Below are 23,107 nucleotides of genomic sequence, written 5' to 3'. Positions count from 1 at the left end.
AGTTGAACATTCAATTACCCTCTATTTTTTGAAATAATAAAAAAGGCAGATCATTACGATCTGCCTTTTAACATTTTATTGAGTTTAATAAATAAACTATTAACTCTGCTTAGCTATTTACATCCGAACACGAACACCTAATGAGAATGTTCTATCACGAATATAAGTATCACGTGGATACAAAGTAGCATCGGCAGACGAATCACCACCAAAATAATCGGTTGCTTCATCATCGGTGATGTTAGTACCATCAAATGACAAGGTGACATTTTCATTTAAATCATATGAAACAGAAAAGTCTAATGATTGTATAGAATCATGAACAACAGAGCTACCTGGTTGAGCACCTGCCGCATTGAAACTACCAAACCATTCACTACGCCAGTTCCAAGCTAAACGCGCTGAAACATCACCACGTTCGTACATTAATACCGCATTATATGATTTATCAGAGATATTAACTAACGGCTGCATTTCACCATCAGGGCCTTCAGTTTCACCATCTAAGAATGTCGCATTAACTTGAACACCTAAACCTTGCAGCAAATCTGGTAAGTTATCAAAAAATTGCGTATAAGCTAATTCAACGCCTTCAAGGGTACCTGCACCGGTATTTTCAGGGCGGGTTACATTATATGTTGTGCCATTAACAACTTCTGGATTACTGTAAAATTGTATATAACCGTCAATTTCGCGATAAAAAAGACCAGCAGTTACAGAGCTTGTTTCATCAAAGTACCACTCAGCAGATAAATCATAATTTACCGACTCAACCCCTTTTAACTCAGGGTTACCACCGTCTCCAGTACCGAACGATGACGAGGTTTCAGATGGACTAAAGTAACTAACCCCTGGATTCAAGTCAGCAAAGTTAGGTAAAGAAATTGTTTCACCATAACTTGCACGGAAATAAACATTGTCAAACGCTTGCAAACGTAAATTAACAGAAGGTAAAACTAACGTGTCTGACGTATCAACGGTAATTGGCGACGCAACGCCATCATTAATAGTATTGCCGTTTAATTCTGTGTCTAAACGAACAACACGTAGGCCAGCTCGTCCTTCAAGTAGCATATGATTAATTTCATGTGCAAAATTGGCTTGAATATATGCGGCGTAATTTTTTTCGGTATTATCGTAGTATCGAGCCGGTAAAAATTCAGGATCTTCTGGTGAATAGCCCATCGCTTCACGAATATCACGGCGGTTTTCTAATAAATAATCCGCATCAGGTGTTAACCATTGGGTATTATTTAGTTGAGTAACATCCGACATAAAGCCTGTCGGTGTAAAACTTTCCATACCCGAAAAATCGGTCAAAGGAACACGGGCTCCTGATTGATTACCACGACCACCTGTATCAGCCTCTTGATTAAATGCTTTGCGGTTACTTAAGCGAGTACCAAAGTCAATTGAAGTGATCCATGAATCATCAAGTTGATAACTTGCATCAAGAGTCCAATCTATCGCACTCCCTTCTTGTTGACTATGTTGGTCAAAAAACGTCAGTAATTCATAAATACTTAAATCGGTCATGTCATAAGTAGAACCATCAGCATTACGAATATCTACATCAGAAACACCAGAGCCATTTTTTGAATAATCATAAGTAATATTGTCAGCAAAAAAAGCTAAATCAAGAATAAAGCCTTTATTACTGGCTGTACTGTCTGTATATGATAAATCACTACTTACCGTCAAATTATCTAAGTACCACTTACCACCAATAGCATATTGTTTAGTATCTGATACATTGCTAAACGATTGGTTACTGGTAATTGTACCGGCATTATCTGGACGAACAAATGACTGCGCTACGTTGGTACCTGGTTTGTATGAATCAACATAACCTGCTCCCCAACCACCCCAATCAGGAAGTGGTACCCAAAAGTTTTGTTCGTTATTTTGCTCATAATCGACCGAGAAAAAATCGAAATAATAGCTACTATCTAACGTAGGTGCCCATTGAAATGAAGCATTAATTGAGTCACGAGTACGGTCACCATAACGGAAATAACCACCAATAACATTAGGTGCTATAGAAGCTTCTCCTGGAATATTTGGCGTCGCTGAATTGAGGTTATTAACAACGGAGTCTGGCAAAACATTTGGTGCTGTAACGAAGTTAACTTGATCCATAAAATCACGGTTTTGATGAGAGACACTAATTAAAGCACCAAATTTACCAGCATCAGATTCCCAGTTATTGTTAAGGGTTACACTACCAATTGGATTCCATGACTCTGCTTTATCGCTATATTCATAACGTAAACCACCCGCTGCAGTAAAACCATCGTCAAAATCAAATGGACGACGTAATTGCACGTCGATCGCGCCTGCAATACCACCTTCATGATCAGAGGCACTTTGTGATTTTTTAACATCAATTTTATATACTAAATCAGCTGGAATATCTGCTAATGCAATTGAACGACCGGTTGTGGTAAAAACATTGCGACCATTCATTGTTGTCACAACATCTGGTAAACCACGGACTAATACTTGATCTACTTCACCATTTGTACGGCTTACCTGTACGCCTGTTACACGTTGTACTGCTGAAGCGACACTGTTATCAGGTAACTTACCAATATCTTCAGCAACAATAGAATCAATAATATCATTTGATTCCATTTTAAAGTTACGTGCCGAGATAATACTGGCTTTTACGCCTCGAACCTCTATTACTTCAACTGCATTTTTTTCTTGACCAGCTTCGTCATTAGCAGCAAATACTTGGCCACAGCCAAGTGAAAATACCATTGCAATTGATGAACTGATTATGCTTTTTTTGAACATTACTTTCCCCTTTTCATATTGATAGACATATATTTTTTTTATATTTTTGCTATGTCGGATCAAGCTAAACTCATTAACCCATCCAGCGTATTACAATACTATAGTAGTATTGTAATACAAATAAGGCAACAAAGTTTTTTATTATTACAAAAAATCTGAATATGAATGTTTTTACAATTTGCAGCCATGACTGCGTTTTTTAATGGGCAATTTTACCGAAAGAACATCTTTCGAAGTTATAATGATTAGCTTAATTCTTTGACAAAATGTTTATTTACTCACTGCCTTTAAATAAGTTAGCTTCAAGCGAGCAGTTGCATTTATTATATGGGGCTACAATATTATAGTAGAGAAATTGCTTTCAGCAGAAATGCTAAACTTTCAGACCGAGATTTTTAATCCACCGCCTTGAACGGTGCGTGCTTAGTAAACCATCTATCAATAAAGCTGTACTAGCTAAAAAGCTAAATGTATTAAAAATTAGAGCAACAAATGATTTCTCAGTTTGATTGCTCTTTCTTTCATTCAAAAATTAATATGAAGATTATTGTTATTAATCTTGTTCTAGATCTTATTCTTTAATTAGTATTCGATCCCTACCGCATCTAAATAATAATCAGTGTAGGTATTAAATTGGCCTTGTAACCATAAAATTACATTGTGTTTTTCACCATTAACTATCATTGGGCGAAGGTTTTCATTGTGTTTATCGTTGGTTAGTTGCTGCCACTCAATATTATCGGTATTGTCATCTAACTGAATTTTCGCATGGAAAATTTGATGAGGCATAGCAAGTGACTTGCCGGTATTTGGATTAACATTGGTTGAAATAACGACATGAGTTGGGTTGGTTGGATCAACAGAAACTAAACCGGTATAACTAGCTTCACGTTCATATAAACGACTACCGGCAAAAGCGATTTCTCGGTCATACCATTTTTTACCGTCCCAGGACGCTAAGCGATAGCGCTGATCTTGATTGTTTAAATAATACGTGTAAGCGATATGAGGATAGCCATTTTTGTCGAATGCAACGGCACTGGTCCAGGCACTTTTTTCTACGCTAAGTTCGTTACCTCGGTATTTACCACCACCGCCCTGAAAGAGTTTTTCAGCTTCTGATGGTTTAAGTGGGCCATCTTTTGCTAAATTTTTAATAAACGTGCCGTCTACACGATAAAAGTTACCTCTGCGAAATTCTGCATAATAAATGCTATTACCAAAATCTCTTGGGTGTGCATCGGTAAATGAAAGGCCAATGGTATCTTTGTCATTACCTGCATAACGTGCATACGGTCGTTGAAATCCTGCCACTTCATTTTGAATTAAATGAACGTGTTCATCGCTCCAGGTATTACCATTATCTTTAGAGGTAACATAAGTAGGGTTCCAATCAATACCACGGTAAAGATTATATAATGTATCTTCTTCAGATAAATTATAAAGATTCATATAGGTAACATTAACTGGGCTTTCAATGGTTTTTTCTTCACCCCATGTTAAAAAGTCATCTGAGGTTGATACGCGGTAATAATGCACTTTTTCGGAATTATGCTTAGCATAAACGGTTAAAAGGCTACCGTCAGGTTGAGCATAAAATACTGGTGAGTTGTGATCATCATGTTCAAAATTAGCTTGTAAGCTGGTTCTACCTAACACTTGTTGAGCTTCTAAGTCATAAACACCTACCGCCGCATCACCGAGACCATTACCAGCGACGCTGCCGATAACAAGCTTACCCTCTTTAATAATGGCACGCGGGTCTTGAAACCAACACCAACCCGCGTTATGCATTAGGGTTTTGACCGAATTAACCGTTAGCTTTTTTTCAGCATCTTCAGCCATTAATAATTTGTACATTTCTGTACCGGCAGCTAAGAAAGCACCAACACCATAAACTTCAGTATAATCAGGGAAAGAATCACCAGGGGCTGCACCAACTGGTTGAACAAAACCTAATAAACCTTCACTTGTTACTGACTTAGATAGAGCCGTCCATGATTTCATAATAACGGGACGATAGGTTTCTTTATCTAAATAGCCTTGGTTGATACCCCAAGCTAAACCATAAGTAAAAAACGACGTGCCACTGGTTTCTTTAATTGGGTAGCCTTCGGTACCACCTAGTAGACCCATTGACCAAGTACCGTCTTCACGTTGAATGTTTTTTAAACGAGTCGCCATTTTTTGGTAAAGCTCAATATAAAATTCACGACCTTGCCAAGTTGGTGGTAAATCAGGGATCATTAAGGCTAAACCACCAAATACCCAACCATTACCACGCGCCCAAAAAACATCGTTGCCGTTTTGTTCATGTTGGCCAAAGTAACTTGAATCACGCCAGAATAACTGATCTTTTTCACTCCATAATAAATCATATGTCGCTTTATATTCTTGATGCATGAAATCAAGATATTTTTCTTCGCCGGTTACTTTAGCTAAACGTGCCCATACCGGAGGTGCCATAAATAAAGCATCACACCAACCCCAACGATCGTGCGCATGGGTATCTGCAGCTAACCACTTTAATGTACCTGTTTTTCGGTTGTTTAAAATCCAATCAAATTGTTTGCGCGTTGGTTCAAGCATTTCTGGCTTATGAAACTGCTGGTAAAAGTCTAAATAAAATTGACCAACTGTATGATCGTCGGCATGGTAAGGTCTTTGATGCAAGGTCCAGTCGTTACGCTCACCAATCGCTTTTAACCAATTGGTGTATTTAGGATCATCAGCAATTTTACGCCATTCATTCATACCGGCGTATAATGCGCCATGATGCCATTCTAAGTCGTGATAACGATCACGGTTCATCCACTCTGGTGGCTTGCGTGGGATCGCGCGATATTGCCCTTGTTCTTCATGATGCTCAATTTGCCAATCTGCCACTTTTTTAGTTAATGATTTTACTGCGCTAGGGGTGATTTCAAGCTTGCCACTTTTATCGGCTAAATAGTTATCAGCGTAAGCTTGCCAAGCTTTGTTGGTTGTTATTTCTCCGACTTTACTCCAAGCAAAACCTGCGTAATAAGTTAGCTTACCCGCTTCATCTGTTTTAGTCACTAATAAGGCATGAGAGCGGTCTTTAAACTTACTTTTTTGTTCAATATATTGTGTGTGGGTAAATTTAGGTAACGCAACACCGGTGCCTACTTGGCTGCCATCAATGGTTTCCCATGTAGTTATGGTATCACCTTCAGAATTAACTGTTGCCGTGGCCTTACCGTCGTGAGTTGTCACACCCACAGCGACTTCTACTTGAATGGGTTGACCATTTTGAGTGAACTGACTTTCTGCTTGATAAAACTGGCTGCCGGTTGCTAGCATGATCCGTTTGGTTTCATCAATGTTTTTGTCGCTATAGTGATATTTCAGCTCAAATACAACTTTATCAGCCGTTTTTTCTATCACTTTATACTGGGTGTAAACATTGGGCTGAACGAGTTTGTCACCAGTAGTTGCCGTGTTATCCCATAACGCAACACCACCACAACCTAATGAATTACCAACATGATAGGGATCATAACCTTCACCATGATCTTCATGATATGAAATACCCTCGGTATGACCTTGATACCATTTATCAACAATGGGATAGTCAACACGTTTTAACCAGCAATCAGTACCATTGTTTTCTTGTGAATTTTTAAGCGCTGGGCCATAGACACGAAATGCGACTTTATCATTTTCAAAAGCAAAATCATCCATTCGCTCAGGTACAAAGCGCTCCTGAACAAGGCTGGTTTTTTGATATAATGCACAACTAGACAAAGATAAAACAGTGCCAGCTAGTAGTGCTTTTAAATAGTGATTCATTAGGTTTCTCCAACTGACCTATTCTTTTATAGACGTAAAAAAACTCTTACATAAAAAAGACCAAAAAAAATCGATAATATTTTTGGTCTGAAAGGGCTAGGTTGTTGTTACTTAGCCAGCTCGGTGATACCTTCTGAGGTCATGATGATACGCTTGATGGTGCCGTCAATGTTGTATTCTAATTTATCAACAGCTACGGAGCGTCGATAACGTCCACCAGCGCCAATGCCCGAATTGTGCTGTATCGCAGCATTATGATAGATAAAGTAATCTTTACCTTTAAATTCAATAATCGACTGGTGATTGGTTTCACTATTACCGGCCATTTCATTTAACAAACCTTTATATGCCCACGGACCATGAATACTTTTACTCATTGCATAATGAATCGTTTCAGGAAAACCACTGGCATAAGAAACATAGTAATATTCACCTTTTTTATGCACCCAGAGTGCTTCGGTAAAGTTAGGTAAATTAAGAACTTTAATTTCACCATCAAGCTCAATCATATTGTCTTTAAGTTTGACGTATTTAGGCACTAAGTTACCAAAAAACATGTAAGCGTCACCGTTTTCTTCAATATAAATGGCAGGGTCAATATCGTCCCAATCATTTTTGGTATGAGTAGTCATATCATTGGTTAATAAGGCACTACCACGGGCATCTTTAAATGGCCCATAAGGGGTATCTGCTACGCCAACACCAATCGCGAAGCCTTTTTTGTCTTTTTGATAAACTGAAGTGTAAAAATAAAATTTACCGTCGCGCTCTATCATGTGCGCCGCCCATGCATGCTCTTTCGCCCATGCAAAGTCAGTAACTTTCATGATCGGCCCTTGATGCTCCCAGTTAACCATGTCAGTAGAAGTAAATAGTAACCAGTCGTTCATTTTATAGAATGTGTTGTCAGAGTCTTCGTCATGTCCGGTATAGAGGTAAACCGTACCGTTATGCACCATAGCGGCAGGATCAGCGGTAAACATTTTATCGGTAATTGGATTTTTTGCTAACGCTGGTGCATTAAATGTCAAACCAGTTGTTAAGGCGGCACAAAATAAACCACATAATAGTTTTTTCATCTCTATCCTCTCATTGCGTTAACTACTATTTAGTCAAACGCATATTTTTATATTTTTTGCGTTAATGTTTCTTTAAAGCAATTATTTGACTGGTTCAACAATACCTTTTGAGGTCATGATGATCGGCTGTAGTGTGCCATCGACATTATATTTTAATTCATCAACGGCAACTGAACGGCGAAACTCGCCACCAATACCAATCGGTGAATTATGTTGAGTAGCACCGGTATGATAAATAAAGTAACTTTTACCTTTAAACTCAATAATGGACTGATGATTAGTATTACTGTTACCAGCCACTTCATTTAGTAAACCTTTATATTTCCAAGGCCCATGAATACTTTTACTCATGGCATAATGAATGGTTTCAGGTAAACCACTGGCATAGGTTAAATAGTAATAATCATCTTTTTGATGTAGCCAAAGTGCTTCCGTAAAATGGGGGATATCGAGTACTTTTATTTCGCCATCAAGCTCGATCATATTGTCTTTTAGCTTGACGTATTTAGGAATAAAGTTACCAAAAAACATATAAGCATCGCCATTTTCTTCAATGAAAATGGCGGGGTCAATATCATCCCAATTATTTGACGAATGAGTCGTCATATTATTGGTTAATAAGGCGCTACCACGAGCATCTTTAAAGGGGCCAGTGGGCTTATCAGCTACCGCTACGCCAATAGCAAAACCAGGATTTTCACCTTTGTCATAATACACTGAGGTATAAAAATAGAACTTATTATCACGCTCTACCATATGTGCTGCCCATGCTGAGTGCTTAGCCCACTTAAAATCAGTGACCTTTAATATCGGTCCATGTGATTGCCAGTTCACCATGTCATTTGAAGAAAATAGCAACCAGTCATTCATAACGAAGCCTGCTTTTCCTGGCACTTGTTCATCATGGCCAGTATATAAATAAACAGTATCGCCGTGGACAATAGCGGCAGGATCGGCGGTAAATACGCTGTCAATAATTGGGTTTTTCGCCGTTGATAATGCGCTATAGCCTATACAGCTTGCCATGATACTGGTACATAGAATGCGTTTAGATACTTTCACTAGAATATTTTTCATATTAATCTTCACGTTGTTCCACTTGTTATGATCTGTACATAAATAAAGGTGGCTGATAAAGCGGTTTTTATTGGGCAACTCTCAAGTAAAAATGTTGGTCAATAGTATCTTTCCATACTTGTTGGAAGGCATTAGCGCCATTATTAATTAAATCTTTACTATCTAATGTTAGCGCACCAGCTCTACGCCCAACAAAACGCACCGTACCTTGTTGTAAAAACTCAATGCGCCATTCACTCATATCACTTTGACAAGAGGCTTGTACTAAATTACCCGGCACTTTCACTTGCTCGCCAGTTTCAATCGCTAAACACATTTCACTATTGTTAAGTGATTGAAAACGGTAATAACCATTGTCTGTCGCTTGTGCTTGCCATTTTTGACAGGCAACATCGGTATAGGCTTGTTGGCTTACATTGGCATTTTCTTCTGTACTACATTCATCAACCGTGATCACTTTACCGCTATAAGCATTAATAATAGCTAAGCTTGATACTGGCTCTATACGCCAATCAGTACAGCTTTCAATACGGTTTTTACCAGTAGTTACTGCCGTACCACTTGTAGCAGCACAGTCTTTAGCTTGTAGATTATGAATAGATTGTTCGTTAGCAAAACGGAACCAACCATCATGAGATGCATCAATATTGAAACGTTGACAGGTTGATGATGTCCACGCACCAGCCGTTACTGCATTGCTATTTCCTGACAAACAATTTTCTTCCGTTAAAAAAGAACCAAAGTCAGCATTAGCGAAACGGTAGAAACCATCACCTGCTGGATCAACAACCCATTGGCTTGCTTCACTTGCACAAGCCCCCACAGAAACTGCACCTGTTTTATCAGCTGTTAAACAAGCACTGCTGTCTTTATTTATGATGTGGTATTTAACCCCTTCTACCTTAGCAAATAATGGTCCTTGCTCACCGCTAGGTACAGATATTTGTTTTTTATCAGCCAGTGGTTCACCAAAGTTAGGTAAACCTTTTTTGTCACCTTCAGTATACCAAGTGAACGGTTGTGCACGTGCAGCACGGGTGCCACTACAACCATCTGTTGGTGATGAATTACCGTGGTAAATTAACCATTCTTCACTGCCATCAGGCGAAGTAAAAAAACCGTGATGACCGGGGCCAAAAACGCCATTACCTTTACTGAAAAAGGGTTCGTCATATTTAGTCCAAGACTCTGCTTTAAGAGGGTTTTCACCCGTTAATTCAACAACCGCTAATTTGTAATCTTCGGTGTTACAGAAACTTGCTGAGTGAACAATAAAGGTTCTTCCGTCATGTTTAATAATTTCTGGCCCTTCGTTTACACGTAGACCTGAAATTTCCCAATCAAACTCAGGTTTAGTAATAACCGTACGTTCACCTTCGATTGTCCATGGGTTAGTCATTTTAGAAATCAAGTTAACTTGGTCATCACCGTGCCACTCTGACCATAAGAAGAATAATTCACCTTCATGTTTAAAGTAGCTACCATCAATATTCCAATGATCTTTCATTGGCGTGTCTTTATATTGATAAGGCCCCATAGGGTCACTACCTTCACTTTCTAAAATATGATTTTTTTGAGCGTGATACCCGTTGCCTTCTTCACCGGCTGTATAAATAACATACCAACGTGTACCTTCTGGTGTTTCAAACGGGAAAAATTCAAACGCCCAAAAGTTACAACAACGTGACGGATCATCACCCGTCCAAATATTATGTGCGGGTGCATTAGCCAGTCCTTCAATAGTGGGTGACTTGCGCATCACAAGTTCAGAAGCCCAAGTTGTGGTAGTTAAGTAATAGTTACCTTGATAATAGTGCATCCAAGGATCGGCACCATTTCGAAATAACGGATTAGCAAAAGTATCGCTGGCAATTTGTGTTAACTTACTGTTATTTTTTTCGACAGAAGTGTCTGGCGTAATAACCAAGTTATCACTTTGTTCACACCCAGCAATTGCAAAAACCACTAGGGCTAAACATAACTGCCCCAAATTTTTAATCAGACTACCTGTTTGTTTATTTATATTTTCATTCATTGTTAGACTCTTTATTTTTTATCAATCGTACTTCTATAAGTATCTAGAGTGCTTTCATCAACACTTGGCCACAAAGCTTTATCCCAAGATATTTCAGATATTTTTAATTTTTGTAAACCGTTATCACTTGACTCATAAGCGTGGTAAACCAAGTAATCTTTACCATTAAATTCATAAGCACTGTTATGTCCTAATCCTGGCCATGCCTTGTTACCTTTAAGTAAAATAGTTCCGCCACCTTGTGCCATGTCTTTACCATTTTTATCAAGATATGGGCCGGTAACACTTTTTGAGCGTCCCATCGCTAAGTGATAGGTGCTGTCGTCACCACGACAACATAATCCGTAAGAAACAAATAAGTAGAAGTAGTTACCTTTTCTGTAAATAAACGGCGCTTCAATTTGTGCAGCGCCCGGCTCTGCTTCATTGGTAAAAACTGGACGATCTAACTTGGCAATAGTTGACCATACTTGAGGTTGTGCTATTTCCGTTAAATTATCGGCTAATTTGACAATTTTTAATCCTCCCCAAAATGAGCCAAAACTCATCCAAGGCGTGCCCTGCTTATCAAAAATAATGTTAGGATCGATGGCATTAAAAGAATCACGGTGTGGAACAGACTGTAAAATAATTCCTTGATCTTGCCACTTATAATCAGGAGAGTTGCTATCTAAGGTTTTATTTACCGTAACCCCCATTGCAGAAGTGTTTTTGCCAAAAGCAGAAACAGAGTAGTAAAGGTAAAATAAATCATTATGTTTGATAATATCTGGCGCCCATAAATGACCGCCAAAGCTTGAAGATACTTGTTTTGCCCAAGTAGGTTCGCCTGCAAAGGCGCGATCAGAATAATGCCAGTTAACGAGATCGTCAGATTGATATATCGTAATACCTGGACCTGTACTAAACAGGTAATACCTGCCATTTTCTTGTGCAATAACGGGATCGTGAATATCAAGTTGCGGCAGTGTTTGCGCTTGACAACCCAAGGTAAATAAAGAAGTGGTTAATAAATATATGCAAGGCTTAGCATTGCTTTTCCACCAAGTTAATAATGACAAAACAGTTCTCCTGATAAAGTGTTCTTCAACTAACGTAAAATTGAATTATTTTCTTAAGTACTATTGTATGATGATTAATACTAGCATACTATTATCGTTAAAAGGTACACCCTATTCTAAGAAATTTCACAAATAAGCAAATCAGTTACTGATTTGTACATATTAAAAGGTTTGCATAATGAGTTCACAGAAGCTTTCAATATTAGAAAAAATCGGTTACGGCTCCGGTGATATGGCGGTTAACGTGGTGATTTCCTCCATGATGCTTATTATCACCTTCTTTTATACTGATGTTTTTGGTTTAAAACCTGAAGACGTTGCTATATTACTTCTATCTGTACGCTTAATTGATGCGATAACTGATCCGCTCATGGGAGTCATTACCGATAAATATACTACGCGGTGGGGACGTTACCGCCCTTATTTCCTAATTATGGCTATCCCTTTTGGTATTTCAGTATTTTTAACCTTTAGTACTCCTGATTTAGACTACAACAGCAAATTAGTTTGGGCTTACGCAACTTATATTTTTGTTACCATCATGTTTACCGTTGTTACCATTCCTTATATTTCACTTATTGGCGTATTAACCGACGATCCAAAAGACAAACTTTCAGCGAACGGCTATCGTTTATTTTTCGCTAAAATTGCTGCTTTATTAGTGACTTCTTTAGTACCTATTTTAGCGGATTATTGGGGTGGGGATAATCTTGCAGCCGGCTATCAATTTGCCATGGGTTTAATGGCAATATTAGGCGCGTTATTATTTATTTTTTGCTTCTTTACCACTACTGAGCGTATTGAACATAAAGTTGAAACCAAGCCATTTTTATCACAAATTCGATTATTACTGAAAAATGACCAATGGTTAATCTTATGTGCTATTTGCATTGTTGGCACTATCGGTTATGTGATTCGTGGTTCGGTGGCTTTATTTTATGCTAAATATTATTTAGGTGGTGATGCCGCGTTATCATCTGCTTTTATTTCTACGGGGGTTGTCGCTGCTATTTTAGCGATGATTGCATCAACCTGGATCACTAAACATTACTGTAAAATTAAACTGTTTCGTTATAGCCAACTATTGGTTGGTTTACTCAGCGTAATGATCTATTTCATGGTTGATCCTAGCGATGTCATCCTAGCTTTTGTTCTGTATTTTTTTCTATCGTTTGTTGTTGACCTTCATGCACCAGTATTCTGGTCTATTATCTCTGAAGCAATTGATTACGGTACAGTAAAAACAGGCAAGCGTGTTTCAGGTTTAGCTTACGGGGGTATTTCATTTTCTCAAAAAGCTGGTATGGGGTTAGCCGGTTACATTGTTGCTATGTTATTAGCTTACTTTAACTATGTACCTAACCAAGCACAAACCGCTTTTACCTTAACTGGTATTGCCTTAATGCTGTCAATTATCCCTGGTGCTTTCCACGCCATTATGGGCTTGTTAATGTTTAAATATAAAATTAACAATGAAAAATATGAAGCGATTAAAGCCACATTAGCCACTAGCCAAACAAACGCTAGCAATCAAGAACCTCAAATTAAAGCTGATGGTTCAACGCCAGAAGCAACTGTTTAACCCAAATTGGAGTCACAAGTGAATTTACTTACCCCACTTATTGAACAACGCGCAGATCCTTTTATTTATAAGCATACTGACGGCTATTATTATTTTACGGCCTCTGTGCCAGCTTATGATCATATTGAGTTACGCCGCGCTAAAACGATTGCGGGTTTAGCTGATGCTGAAACCGTTAATGTATGGCAAAAGCCTGAAACAGGCCCTTATTCAAACTTAGTTTGGGCACCTGAAATTCACTTCAATCAAGGTGCTTGGTATGTTTATGTTGCTATTGCGCCAAGCCGTGAAATTAAAGACGATTTATTCCAACATAGAATGTATGTTTTACGTTGTACTGACGACAACCCCCTCACTGGTAACTGGGAGTTTTTAGGGCAAGTTGATACAGGTATGGATACCTTCTGCTTAGATGCCACCACTTTTACCCATAAAGACCAATTATATTATTTATGGGCGCAAAAAGAAGATGGCATTCAGGGTAATAGTAATTTGTACATTGCCAAAATGGATACGCCAGATCGTATTAGCTCAAAGCCAATTATGCTAACTAAGCCTGAATTACCTTGGGAAATTATCGGTTTTTGGGTAAATGAAGGCCCTGCTGTTTTACAACGTAATGGTAAAGTGTTTATTACTTATTCAGCTAGTGCTACTGATGAAAACTACAGCATGGGTTTATTAACCGCTGATGATGACGCGGATTTATTAGACCCTGCAAGCTGGTTAAAATCGCAAGAGCCAGTATTGAAAAGTTGTTTTGAACATGATGTCTACGGTGCCGGTCACAACAGTTTTACTATTTCAGAAGACGGACAAGATGACATTTTAGTGTATCACGCACGTACTTACACAGAAATTGTAGGAGATCCGCTTTGGGATCCTAATCGTCATACCTACGTAAAAACTTTACGTTGGGATAAAAATGGCTTACCGGTATTTGGTAAGCCTTCACTACAAGATTAAGTCTCCCCACTAGTATGCCCCTATTATTTTTTATAGGGGCTTTTTTATTTAAAAGGGTTTTGACATGCCATTATTTTTAAAAGAAAACTTATTAAAAAAAGTTTTAATAACCTTTGTTTATAACTTACTAGCGCTTAGTGTTAACTTTTCTAGCTTTGCACAAACTATTATGGAAGCATCTACGATTAAAAGTATTCCAATTACCGATGTAAGAGTAACCGCAGGACCGTTTTATCATGCCCAGCAAACCAACATAGCCTATTTGCTCAAGATGGATCCTGAACGCTTACTTGCACCTTACCAACGTGAGGCAGGCTTACCATCAACAGCTGAAAGTTATCCAAACTGGGAGAGCACAGGCTTAGATGGTCACATTGGTGGCCATTATTTAACAGCCTTGTCACTTGCTTATGCAGCAACTCACGATACTGAAATTTTACGTCGTTTAATCTATATGGTGAATGAATTAGATAAATGCCAAAAAGCGCACGGTAATGGTTATTTAGGTGCGGTACCTAAAGGTGCTGAAGTTTGGAAACAAATTGCCAATGGTCATATTGAAGCTGACTTATTTACCTTAAACAAAAGCTGGGTGCCTTGGTATAACTTACATAAAGTTTTTGCCGGTTTACGTGATGCCTATTTATACACGGATAACCAACAAGCTAAAGCGATGTTAATTTCATTTAGTGATTGGATGTTAACCTTAAGTAATAAGTTAACCAATGAACAATTACAATTAATGCTTCGCACCGAATATGGTGGCTTAAATGAAACCTTAGCGGATGTTTATGATATTACCGGTAATAACGATTATTTAACCTTGGCAAAACGTTATACTGAGCAAGTATTACTTAACCCATTACTTAAAAAGCAAGACCAATTAACTGGCTTACATGCCAACACACAAATCCCTAAAATTGTTGGAGTTGCCCGTATAGCTCAATTAAATAACGATAAAGCGTGGTTAGACAGTGCTGATTATTTTTGGCAACAAGTGGTGGGTAAACGTACGGTATCAATTGGTGGTAACAGTGTTCGTGAACATTTTCACCCAAGTGAAGACTTCACTAGCATGGTGAAAGACGTTGAAGGCCCTGAAACCTGTAATACTTACAACATGCTAAAACTGTCGAAAATATTGTATGAAAATAAACAAGACCTACAATATATCGATTATTACGAGCGCGCTCTTTACAATCACATTTTATCATCACAACATCCAGAGCATGGTGGTTTAGTGTATTTCACACCAATGCGTCCGAGTCACTACCGAGTTTATTCAGCGCCAGCTCATGGCATGTGGTGTTGTGTTGGTTCTGGTATAGAAAATCATTCTAAATATGGCGAAATGATTTACGCAAGCCAAGAAGATAATTTTTATGTGAACTTATTTGTCAATTCTGAAGTTACATGGCGTGAAAAAAATATCAAACTGAGCCAAACCACCCTATTTCCAGATGAAGAAAAGACCATCATTGAAGTGCATAATGCCGGCGAATTTGCGCTTAACATCCGCTACCCTGCTTGGGTAACCGCTGGTCAATTAACCGTTTCAGTTAATGGTAAAGCCGTTAACATTACCGCTAAGCCAAGTGAATATATACGAATTAATCGCTCTTGGCAAAAAGGTGATATCGTTAAAGTAACTTTCCCAATGCACACCAGTGTTGAGCAATTACCAGATCAATCTAATTATTATTCAATTTTACATGGTCCAATTGTACTTGCAGCCAAAGACAACCCGTTTGAACATGAAAAGCTTGAGTTCATTGCTGATAGCAGTCGTATGGGACATATTGCTCAAGGGCCTGTTTGCCCAACCGATAACATACCGATGTTTTTAAGCAATGGAGCTGATTTTATTAATGAGATAAAACCAGTCACTAATATGCCACTGACCTTTAGCACCGGTGATGCCACTATGGTACAAAAAGCACCGTTAACCTTAATACCCTTTTTTAGGTTACATGACAGCCGCTATACTATTTATTTTCCACAAAGTTCTCCAGCTGAATGGGAAAACTTAAAAGTAAACTTAGCAACTGAGGCGCAACAAGAAGCAGCATTAGCTGAGCGTACGTTAGATAGCATTCAACCAGGGGAGCAACAACCTGAATCTGATCATTTTTTCAAAGCAGAGCAAAGTGAAGCAGGTTTAAATGGCACTAAACATTGGCGCCATGCCCGTGGTTGGTTTAGTTACCTAATGGACACAAAAGGAGAATATTCCGTTACTTTACAGTTAACTTTTTTTGGTGCTGATAAAGATCGTGAGTTTGATGTGTTAATAAATGATAAGCTATTAACGTCTATTAGTTTGACGGGTGATAAAGGTGCGGTTTTCTATCATGAAAACATTGATATTCCAGCACACTTAATTGGTGCTCCGAACAAGCCATTTCGCTTAAAGTTTAAAGCTAAACCAAACTCAATTGCCGGTGGTTTATACGGTATTCGTTTACTAAAAATTAGTAAAAATTAGCTTAACTTATCTTGCTCATTGGCCTTAAAACGTCATTGAGCAAGATAATAATTCTTAAAATCACGGTACCACTATCGCGCTGGCGTTTTCTAAAGCCATCCGCTAATTGATACTTTTTCCATTCAGGAATAAATACTCGACAAAAATCATCGACATCACAAAATATATCAACTAACTTATCCATACCATGCCTGTTCCTTATACGCTCTAATGTTTTTAGTCAAAAGATCCGATCGTGGAACAGGCAATTAGTTCCCTTACATTTATATTTTTTAAACCGAGTTGAGCTTATACAAATTGATAATTTAGGTTAAATTTGTGGGGATCCCTCAGCATTAAATCAATAAATAGACGCTGTCCTTGAATACGTTTAATTCTCACAAAATTCGTACCTAAAGTTCAACACGCCCTACGATTAATCGTCTAATAAATTGTTAAATACTGGAAAGCCTTCTTTTGACCAGGTAATTTCACGAATTCTGGCATGGCGATTACCGTCTGTTAGTGGCGTTCCACGTAAGGTTAAATAATCTCTAGCATGGTAAATCATTAAATCTTTTTTACCATCTTCAGAAACGGTAAAACTATTATGACCAGGGCCAAATCTAAACAAATTTTCTTGGGTGGTAAAAACTGGCTTAGGTAATTTATGCCAGCTTTCAGCTTTCATTAAATCAGCGTTTTCATCAGCCCATAGCAAGCCCATCGAATAACGATGATCTGTTGCACTAGCGGAATAAGTAATGAATATTTTGCTGTTACGTTTAAGTACAGCAGCCCCTTCATTTACTTTATAACCTAACCGCTCCCAATCAAGTAATGGCTCAGCAATATACACTTCAGGTTGCTCTACTTCTAAGGCGTTTTTCATCTTAGCAATCACTAAACCGCTATTATAGCTTTGCGCATCATCTTGTTGTGCCCAAACTAAATAACGCTGACCTTTATGAGCGAAACTAGTAGCGTCTAATGAAAAGGTTTCGCGAGCTACTTTCACCTTACCTGCTTCTAGCCATTCACCTTGCATAGGATCTGCTGAAGTATTTGATAACGCATACATACGAATACTGAACGGTTTATTGATATCACCAGCGGCAAAGTAAATATACCAAACACCATCAATATGATGTAATTCTGGCGCCCAAATATTTACACTCATAGGCCCTGAATCATTTTTACGCCAAACCACCTTTTTAGTGGCGGTTTTTAGCCCATTTAACGTAGTAGCATGGCGTAATTCAATACGGTCATATTCGGGTACTGAGCCAGTAAAGTAATAATCACCATTAGCACTTTTGTGTACCCAAGGATCCGCTCTATTTGGAATAAAAGGCTCAACCTTATACTCTTTCTGTATAGTGCTTTTTTTTATATTGGCAGTGCTATTGTTTGCTTGGGCGGCATTAACACTTGCAATAAACATAATGCTCATAATCGATATTTTAATAAAAAATTTGAATAATTTACTTAGCATACTTGCTCCTTTTTATAATTATTTTGATTAAAAAAAAGCCGATAAAATTATCAGCTTTTTTATTTATATTTAGTCGTTAAGAGTGCGTACTTTTATCTCTATTGAGTACTTTTTGTAAGACAATAAAGAAGAACAGCAATAAGCCAATCACTATTTTTGTCCACCAACTGCTTAATGTGCCGTCAAAAGTGATATACGTTTGAATAATGCCCATTAACAGCACACCTAAAACCGTACCAATAACATAACCACTACCACCGCTTAATAACGTACCGCCAATAACAACGGCAGCAATAGCGTCTAACTCAACACCAACGCCTGCTAAGGCATAACCAGAGAAGGTATAAAAAGTGAAAACGATACCAGCAAGTGTGGCTAAAAAACTACTGGCCGCATAGATAGAAATGGTGGTTTTTTTAACAGGAACGCCCATCAATTGAGCTGACTGTTCGCTACCACCTAAGGCATAAATATTAGTACCAAAGCGCGTAAAGTGCATCACAATAACCACAAAGATTAAAATCAATGCAAAGATCATTGAGCTAGCATCAAACCATGCATTACCCGGTAAAGACCAACCAAAATCAGACACCATGTCATAAAATGGGTGGTCAATCTCTACCGACTGCTCACTAATGGTGGTAGCTAAACCACGCGCTAAAAACATCCCAGCAAGCGTAACAATAAAAGGTTGTAAACGATAAACATGAATAAGTGTCCCCATGAGCGCACCAAATAAAGTCCCTAACGGCAGCACAATGGCAAATACTAATAATGGGTGCAATTGATATTCGGTAATTAACACACTACATAACACACCACTTAAAGCGATAACCGAGCCAACCGATAAATCAATACCACCAGAGATAATGACTAATGTCATACCTAACGCAGTAATTAATAAAAAAGCATTATCACTGAATAAATTAGTAACAACACGCAAACTACCAAAGCCTTGATATTGTGATGCACCAATAAGAAATAAAACAACGAGTAAACTGGTTGTGATCCATAAAGGAAGAAAGCGTTTTGCCATCATTTTGCTTCTCCTAAATTTTTAGCACTACTTTTAGTTGTAAAAAGCGCTTTAAGTTGTTTTCTAAACTTTTCAGATTGTAATAATAAAACCATTAAAATCACTAATGCCTTAATTAATAAATTAAACTTCGCTGGTAAACCACTAACAATAATGGTGGTTGCTAACGTTTGAATGATCAGTGCGCCAGTAATTGCTAACACTAAAGAAAAACGGCCACCAATTAATGAAGCGCCACCAATAACAACCGCTAATATGGCATCTAATTCTAACCATAAGCCGGCATTATTGGCGTCTGAACCTTGAATGTTTGCCGCACTTATCATGCCAGCAAGTGCCGCACAAATACCGGCAATAACATAAGCAAATGATTTAACCGCTTTATCATTAATGCCTAAATAACGACTTGCACTGGCATTACAACCAACCGATTCAATAAATAAACCTAGCGCTGTTTTACGCAGTAATAACTGGGTTACGGCTAACATGCCAATAACTATCCAAATAGGCATAGGTAAACCAAGCCAATTACCAACCCCAATAAAAGCAAAGCTGTCATGTTGGAAAGTAATAATTTGCCCTTGGTTAATTAACTGAGCAACACCGCGACCAGCAACCATTAACAATAAAGTGGCAACAATCGGTTGAATGCCTAAATAACTCACTAATGAACCATTGACTAAACCGGCAACAATACCTACCGCTAAACCAGCCAATAATACGGTTACTAATGCAACGTCAGGCACTAATAATAAGTTGGCACAAACGGCACCTGAAATAGCCATTACTGCACCAACCGATAAATCAATACCGCCGGTGGCAATAACCACACTCATACCAATCGCTAATAGTGCCACTGGTGCACAACGATTAAGAATATCGATTAACGAGCCGTAAATGCGTCCGTCTTGATATGACAAGCTAAAAAAGCTTGGGTCTAAAACTAAATTAACCGCTAATAATAAAATTAACGCGCAAACTGGCCATAAATATCGACCAAAGTTATTACTTGCACCCGCTTGATAACGTGCACTTTTTGCCACTGCCAACGCCTGCTCTTGCTCTGAAAGTTGAACAGGTTGAGACTCATTAGATGTTGGCGTATCAGAAACCGCTTGATCCTGATTATTTGTTGAAGATTTCATTTATCCCTCCGCAATAGCTTGCATAACATGCTGTGATGTTAACTCTCGACCACTTAGTTCAGTAACCTTGTGACGATCTCGCATAACCACTACTTTATTGGCAAAAGCCACTAATTCATCTAATTCTGAAGAGGTTACCAACAATGACATGCCCTCATCACATAGCGTTTTAATTAACGTTAAAATTTCAGCGTGAGCACCAATATCAATACCACGCGTCGGTTCATCTAATATTAATAAGGTTGGATCAATCGCTAACCATCTCGCTAAAATAACTTTTTGCTGATTACCACCACTTAGTTGCTCAATAGGTTTGTCGGCATCTGGTGTCGCTATTTGTAATTTATCAATATAAAACTGCGCTAGCTCTTCTTGTTTCGCTTTAGAAATATAACGCCACCAGCCTAAACGCGCTTGTAATGCTAACGCGATATTCTCACGGATAGATAATGCTCCAATAATCCCATCTGTTTTTCTGTCTTCAGGACATAAAGCAATACCGGCATTAATAGCATCAGCAGGTTGTGATACGTTTAATTTATTAAACGTAAAAGTGATTTCACCTTGAGTTAATTGATCTAAACCAAAAATCGCTTTACATACTTCCGTTCTACCAGAACCTAACAAACCGGCTAAACCAACCGCTTGACCTTTACCAACAGTTAAATTCATTGCCTGTATTGAGCCTTTAGCAGAGACATTATCTAACGTTAATATCGTTTCACTTTCATTTAATGACACGTCGACATCGCTAGCGTGGCCTTTTAAGTGCTGTAACTCTTTACCTAACATAGCTTCAATTAATTTAGCTTGTGGTAATTCAGCGGTTAAAAATTCCCCCACTTGCTTACCATTTCTTAATACGGTAATGCGATCACTTATTTGATAAACTTGATCAAGAAAATGCGTAATAAATACAATAGCTACGCCATCTGCTTTCAGTTGATTTAAGACCTTAAATAACGTTTGTACTTCATCAGCATCTAAACTCGCGGTTGGTTCATCTAACACTAGCACTTGTGCCGACATCGCCACGCCACGTGCAATCGCGATCAACTGCTGAACAGCAACCGAAAACGAAGATAATTGCGCATTAACATCAATCGTTAAATTAAAACGCGTTAATAACTCGGCTGATTTAACCAACATGGTTTTGTAGTCAATCAAGCCATATTTACGCGGCTCATGACCCAAAAATAAATTTTGTGCCACGGTTAAATTAGGTAACAAGTTAACTTCTTGATAAACAGTACTAATACCGGCAACTTGTGCTTCGGCAGGTGTTTTAAAATCATATGATTGATTATTAAATAAAACCTGACCTTTATCTTCATCTTTAGTTTGCGCACCAGTCATCACCTTAACCAGTGTTGATTTACCGGCACCATTTTCACCCAATAAAGCATGTACTTCCCCTTTGTAAAGGGTTAGATCAACATCTTCTAATGCCTTTACCCCAGGGTAAGTTTTACTAATATTTTTAAGTTCTAAGACAACAGACATAGAACATCTCCTTGATAAACAAATACGGAACATTGGCTCATGAATGCTTACTTCATGCGTCTTTTTTCATATTCTGCTGCTGCAGTTTCTTGGGTAAATAAGTCACCGGTAGTACTGATAAGTTTTGGAATATTTTTATCACCTTTCAAGTAAGCTTCTATAGCATCAAAAGATGGACCACCTAAATGTGGGCTTAGCTCAACAGTAGCACTTGCTTCACCATCAGCCATCGCTTTAAAGTAATCAGGTACACCGTCAACTGATACCACTAGAATGTCTTTTGCTGGTTTTAATCCCGCTTCTTTAATCGCTTGAATAGCACCTAATGCCATTTCGTCGTTATGTGCCCAAACCGCACAAAGTGAAGCGCCACCTTGCTCAGCTTTTAAGAAACTCTCCATCACTTCTTTACCTTTGGTACGGGTAAATTCACCGGTTTGGCTACGTACAATTTTTACATTCGGGTAATTAGCAATCACTTCGTTAAAGCCTTTAGCACGATCAATAGCCGCCGTTGCGCCTACCGTACCTTGCAATTCAGCAATCGCACAATTTTCATTGGTTTCTTTTACTAACCAGTGCGCAATTTTACGACCTTCTTCAGAAAAATCAGAAGCGATGCGTGTTAAAAATAACTTTTGATCTTCAACATTTACGTTTCTATCAACAATAACGACAGGTATACGGGCACGTTTAGCTTCTTTTAGTACCGGTTTCCAACCCGTTTCAACAACTGGTGCGATAACAATTCCGTCAACACCTTGTGCAATAAAACTTCTTACTGCTTTAATTTGGTTTTCTTGTTTTTGCTGAGCATCAGCAAATTTTAAATTAATCCCACGTTTTTCTGCTTCCGCTTTTACTGACTCACTAAAACTAGTTCGCCAACCACTTTCTGAACCAACCTGTGAAAAGCCTATTGTTGTTGAAAAAGCATTATTTGCTATTGATATCAACATTAGTGTTATCATAATACGAATATACATTATTTAAACCTCTTCTCTTGAGGGCTTAAAATAAGCCCTATTTGTAATTATTGTTTAGTTGGAATT

At 38.2% G+C, this 23,107-nt stretch carries 14 protein-coding genes and 1 pseudogene; 3 read left to right on the top strand and 12 right to left on the bottom strand.

Annotation, left to right across the window (positions count from 1 at the left end; all coding sequences use genetic code 11):
• Nucleotides 1-117: 117 nt before the first annotated feature.
• The 6 genes from ACE1OF_RS07445 to ACE1OF_RS07420 all read right to left on the bottom strand — a co-directional run bounded on the left by ACE1OF_RS07445 (nucleotide 118) and on the right by ACE1OF_RS07420 (nucleotide 11,822).
• The gene (locus ACE1OF_RS07445) at nucleotides 118-2,799 is read right to left on the bottom strand and encodes a TonB-dependent receptor (protein ID WP_448893643.1); all 2,682 of its coding nucleotides are present in this window, start codon (nucleotides 2,797-2,799) and stop codon (nucleotides 118-120) included.
• Nucleotides 2,800-3,381: 582 nt separating this feature from the next.
• A complete protein-coding gene (locus ACE1OF_RS07440) occupies nucleotides 3,382-6,612 on the bottom strand; it encodes a glycoside hydrolase family 88 protein (protein WP_448893642.1) in 3,231 nt (1,076 codons plus the stop codon).
• 107 nt (nucleotides 6,613-6,719) lie between these two features.
• The gene (locus ACE1OF_RS07435) at nucleotides 6,720-7,691 is read right to left on the bottom strand and encodes a glycoside hydrolase family 43 protein (RefSeq protein WP_448893641.1); all 972 of its coding nucleotides are present in this window, start codon (nucleotides 7,689-7,691) and stop codon (nucleotides 6,720-6,722) included.
• A gap of 81 nt (nucleotides 7,692-7,772) precedes the next feature.
• A complete protein-coding gene (locus ACE1OF_RS07430; protein WP_448893640.1) occupies nucleotides 7,773-8,768 on the bottom strand; it encodes a glycoside hydrolase family 43 protein in 996 nt (331 codons plus the stop codon).
• A gap of 67 nt (nucleotides 8,769-8,835) precedes the next feature.
• Nucleotides 8,836-10,803, bottom strand: a complete 1,968-nt coding sequence (locus ACE1OF_RS07425) for a family 43 glycosylhydrolase (protein WP_448893639.1) — start codon at nucleotides 10,801-10,803, stop codon at nucleotides 8,836-8,838.
• Between the two features lie 11 nt (nucleotides 10,804-10,814).
• Nucleotides 10,815-11,822 (bottom strand): family 43 glycosylhydrolase, encoded by a 1,008-nt coding sequence (locus ACE1OF_RS07420; RefSeq protein WP_448893654.1) that lies wholly within the window; start codon nucleotides 11,820-11,822, stop codon nucleotides 10,815-10,817.
• Nucleotides 11,823-12,042: 220 nt separating this feature from the next.
• Here ACE1OF_RS07420 and ACE1OF_RS07415 point away from each other — a divergent pair, with 220 nt between their 5' ends.
• From ACE1OF_RS07415 to ACE1OF_RS07405, 3 genes are all read left to right on the top strand, one after another.
• Complete coding sequence (locus tag ACE1OF_RS07415; RefSeq protein ID WP_448893638.1) at nucleotides 12,043-13,446, top strand: MFS transporter; 1,404 nt, start codon at nucleotides 12,043-12,045, stop codon at nucleotides 13,444-13,446.
• Nucleotides 13,447-13,464: 18 nt separating this feature from the next.
• A complete protein-coding gene (locus ACE1OF_RS07410) occupies nucleotides 13,465-14,412 on the top strand; it encodes a glycoside hydrolase family 43 protein (protein WP_448893637.1) in 948 nt (315 codons plus the stop codon).
• A 64-nt stretch (nucleotides 14,413-14,476) separates the two neighbouring features.
• Nucleotides 14,477-16,897 (top strand): beta-L-arabinofuranosidase domain-containing protein, encoded by a 2,421-nt coding sequence (locus ACE1OF_RS07405; protein WP_448893636.1) that lies wholly within the window; start codon nucleotides 14,477-14,479, stop codon nucleotides 16,895-16,897.
• Nucleotides 16,898-16,967: 70 nt separating this feature from the next.
• On the opposite strand, the pseudogene ACE1OF_RS07400 reads toward ACE1OF_RS07405, so the two are convergent.
• The 6 genes and pseudogenes from ACE1OF_RS07400 to ACE1OF_RS07375 form a co-directional block, all read right to left on the bottom strand.
• Nucleotides 16,968-17,081 (bottom strand): annotated as a pseudogene (locus ACE1OF_RS07400) (IS982 family transposase); the annotation flags it as partial.
• A 231-nt stretch (nucleotides 17,082-17,312) separates the two neighbouring features.
• Nucleotides 17,313-18,371 (bottom strand): glycoside hydrolase family 43 protein, encoded by a 1,059-nt coding sequence (locus ACE1OF_RS07395; RefSeq protein ID WP_448893635.1) that lies wholly within the window; start codon nucleotides 18,369-18,371, stop codon nucleotides 17,313-17,315.
• A 76-nt stretch (nucleotides 18,372-18,447) separates the two neighbouring features.
• The gene (gene yjfF, locus ACE1OF_RS07390; RefSeq protein WP_448893634.1) at nucleotides 18,448-19,410 is read right to left on the bottom strand and encodes a galactofuranose ABC transporter, permease protein YjfF; all 963 of its coding nucleotides are present in this window, start codon (nucleotides 19,408-19,410) and stop codon (nucleotides 18,448-18,450) included.
• A complete protein-coding gene (locus ACE1OF_RS07385; protein ID WP_448893633.1) occupies nucleotides 19,407-20,552 on the bottom strand; it encodes an ABC transporter permease in 1,146 nt (381 codons plus the stop codon). Before ACE1OF_RS07385 ends, yjfF begins: the two co-directional genes overlap by 4 nt.
• Nucleotides 20,553-22,055 (bottom strand): sugar ABC transporter ATP-binding protein, encoded by a 1,503-nt coding sequence (locus ACE1OF_RS07380; RefSeq protein WP_448893632.1) that lies wholly within the window; start codon nucleotides 22,053-22,055, stop codon nucleotides 20,553-20,555.
• A gap of 47 nt (nucleotides 22,056-22,102) precedes the next feature.
• The gene (locus ACE1OF_RS07375) at nucleotides 22,103-23,041 is read right to left on the bottom strand and encodes an ABC transporter substrate-binding protein (RefSeq protein WP_448893631.1); all 939 of its coding nucleotides are present in this window, start codon (nucleotides 23,039-23,041) and stop codon (nucleotides 22,103-22,105) included.
• Nucleotides 23,042-23,107: the final 66 nt, after the last annotated feature.

It is taken from the genome of Colwellia sp. E150_009 (genome assembly GCF_053543955.1).
This window is presented reverse-complemented; position numbering and strand designations above follow the sequence as displayed.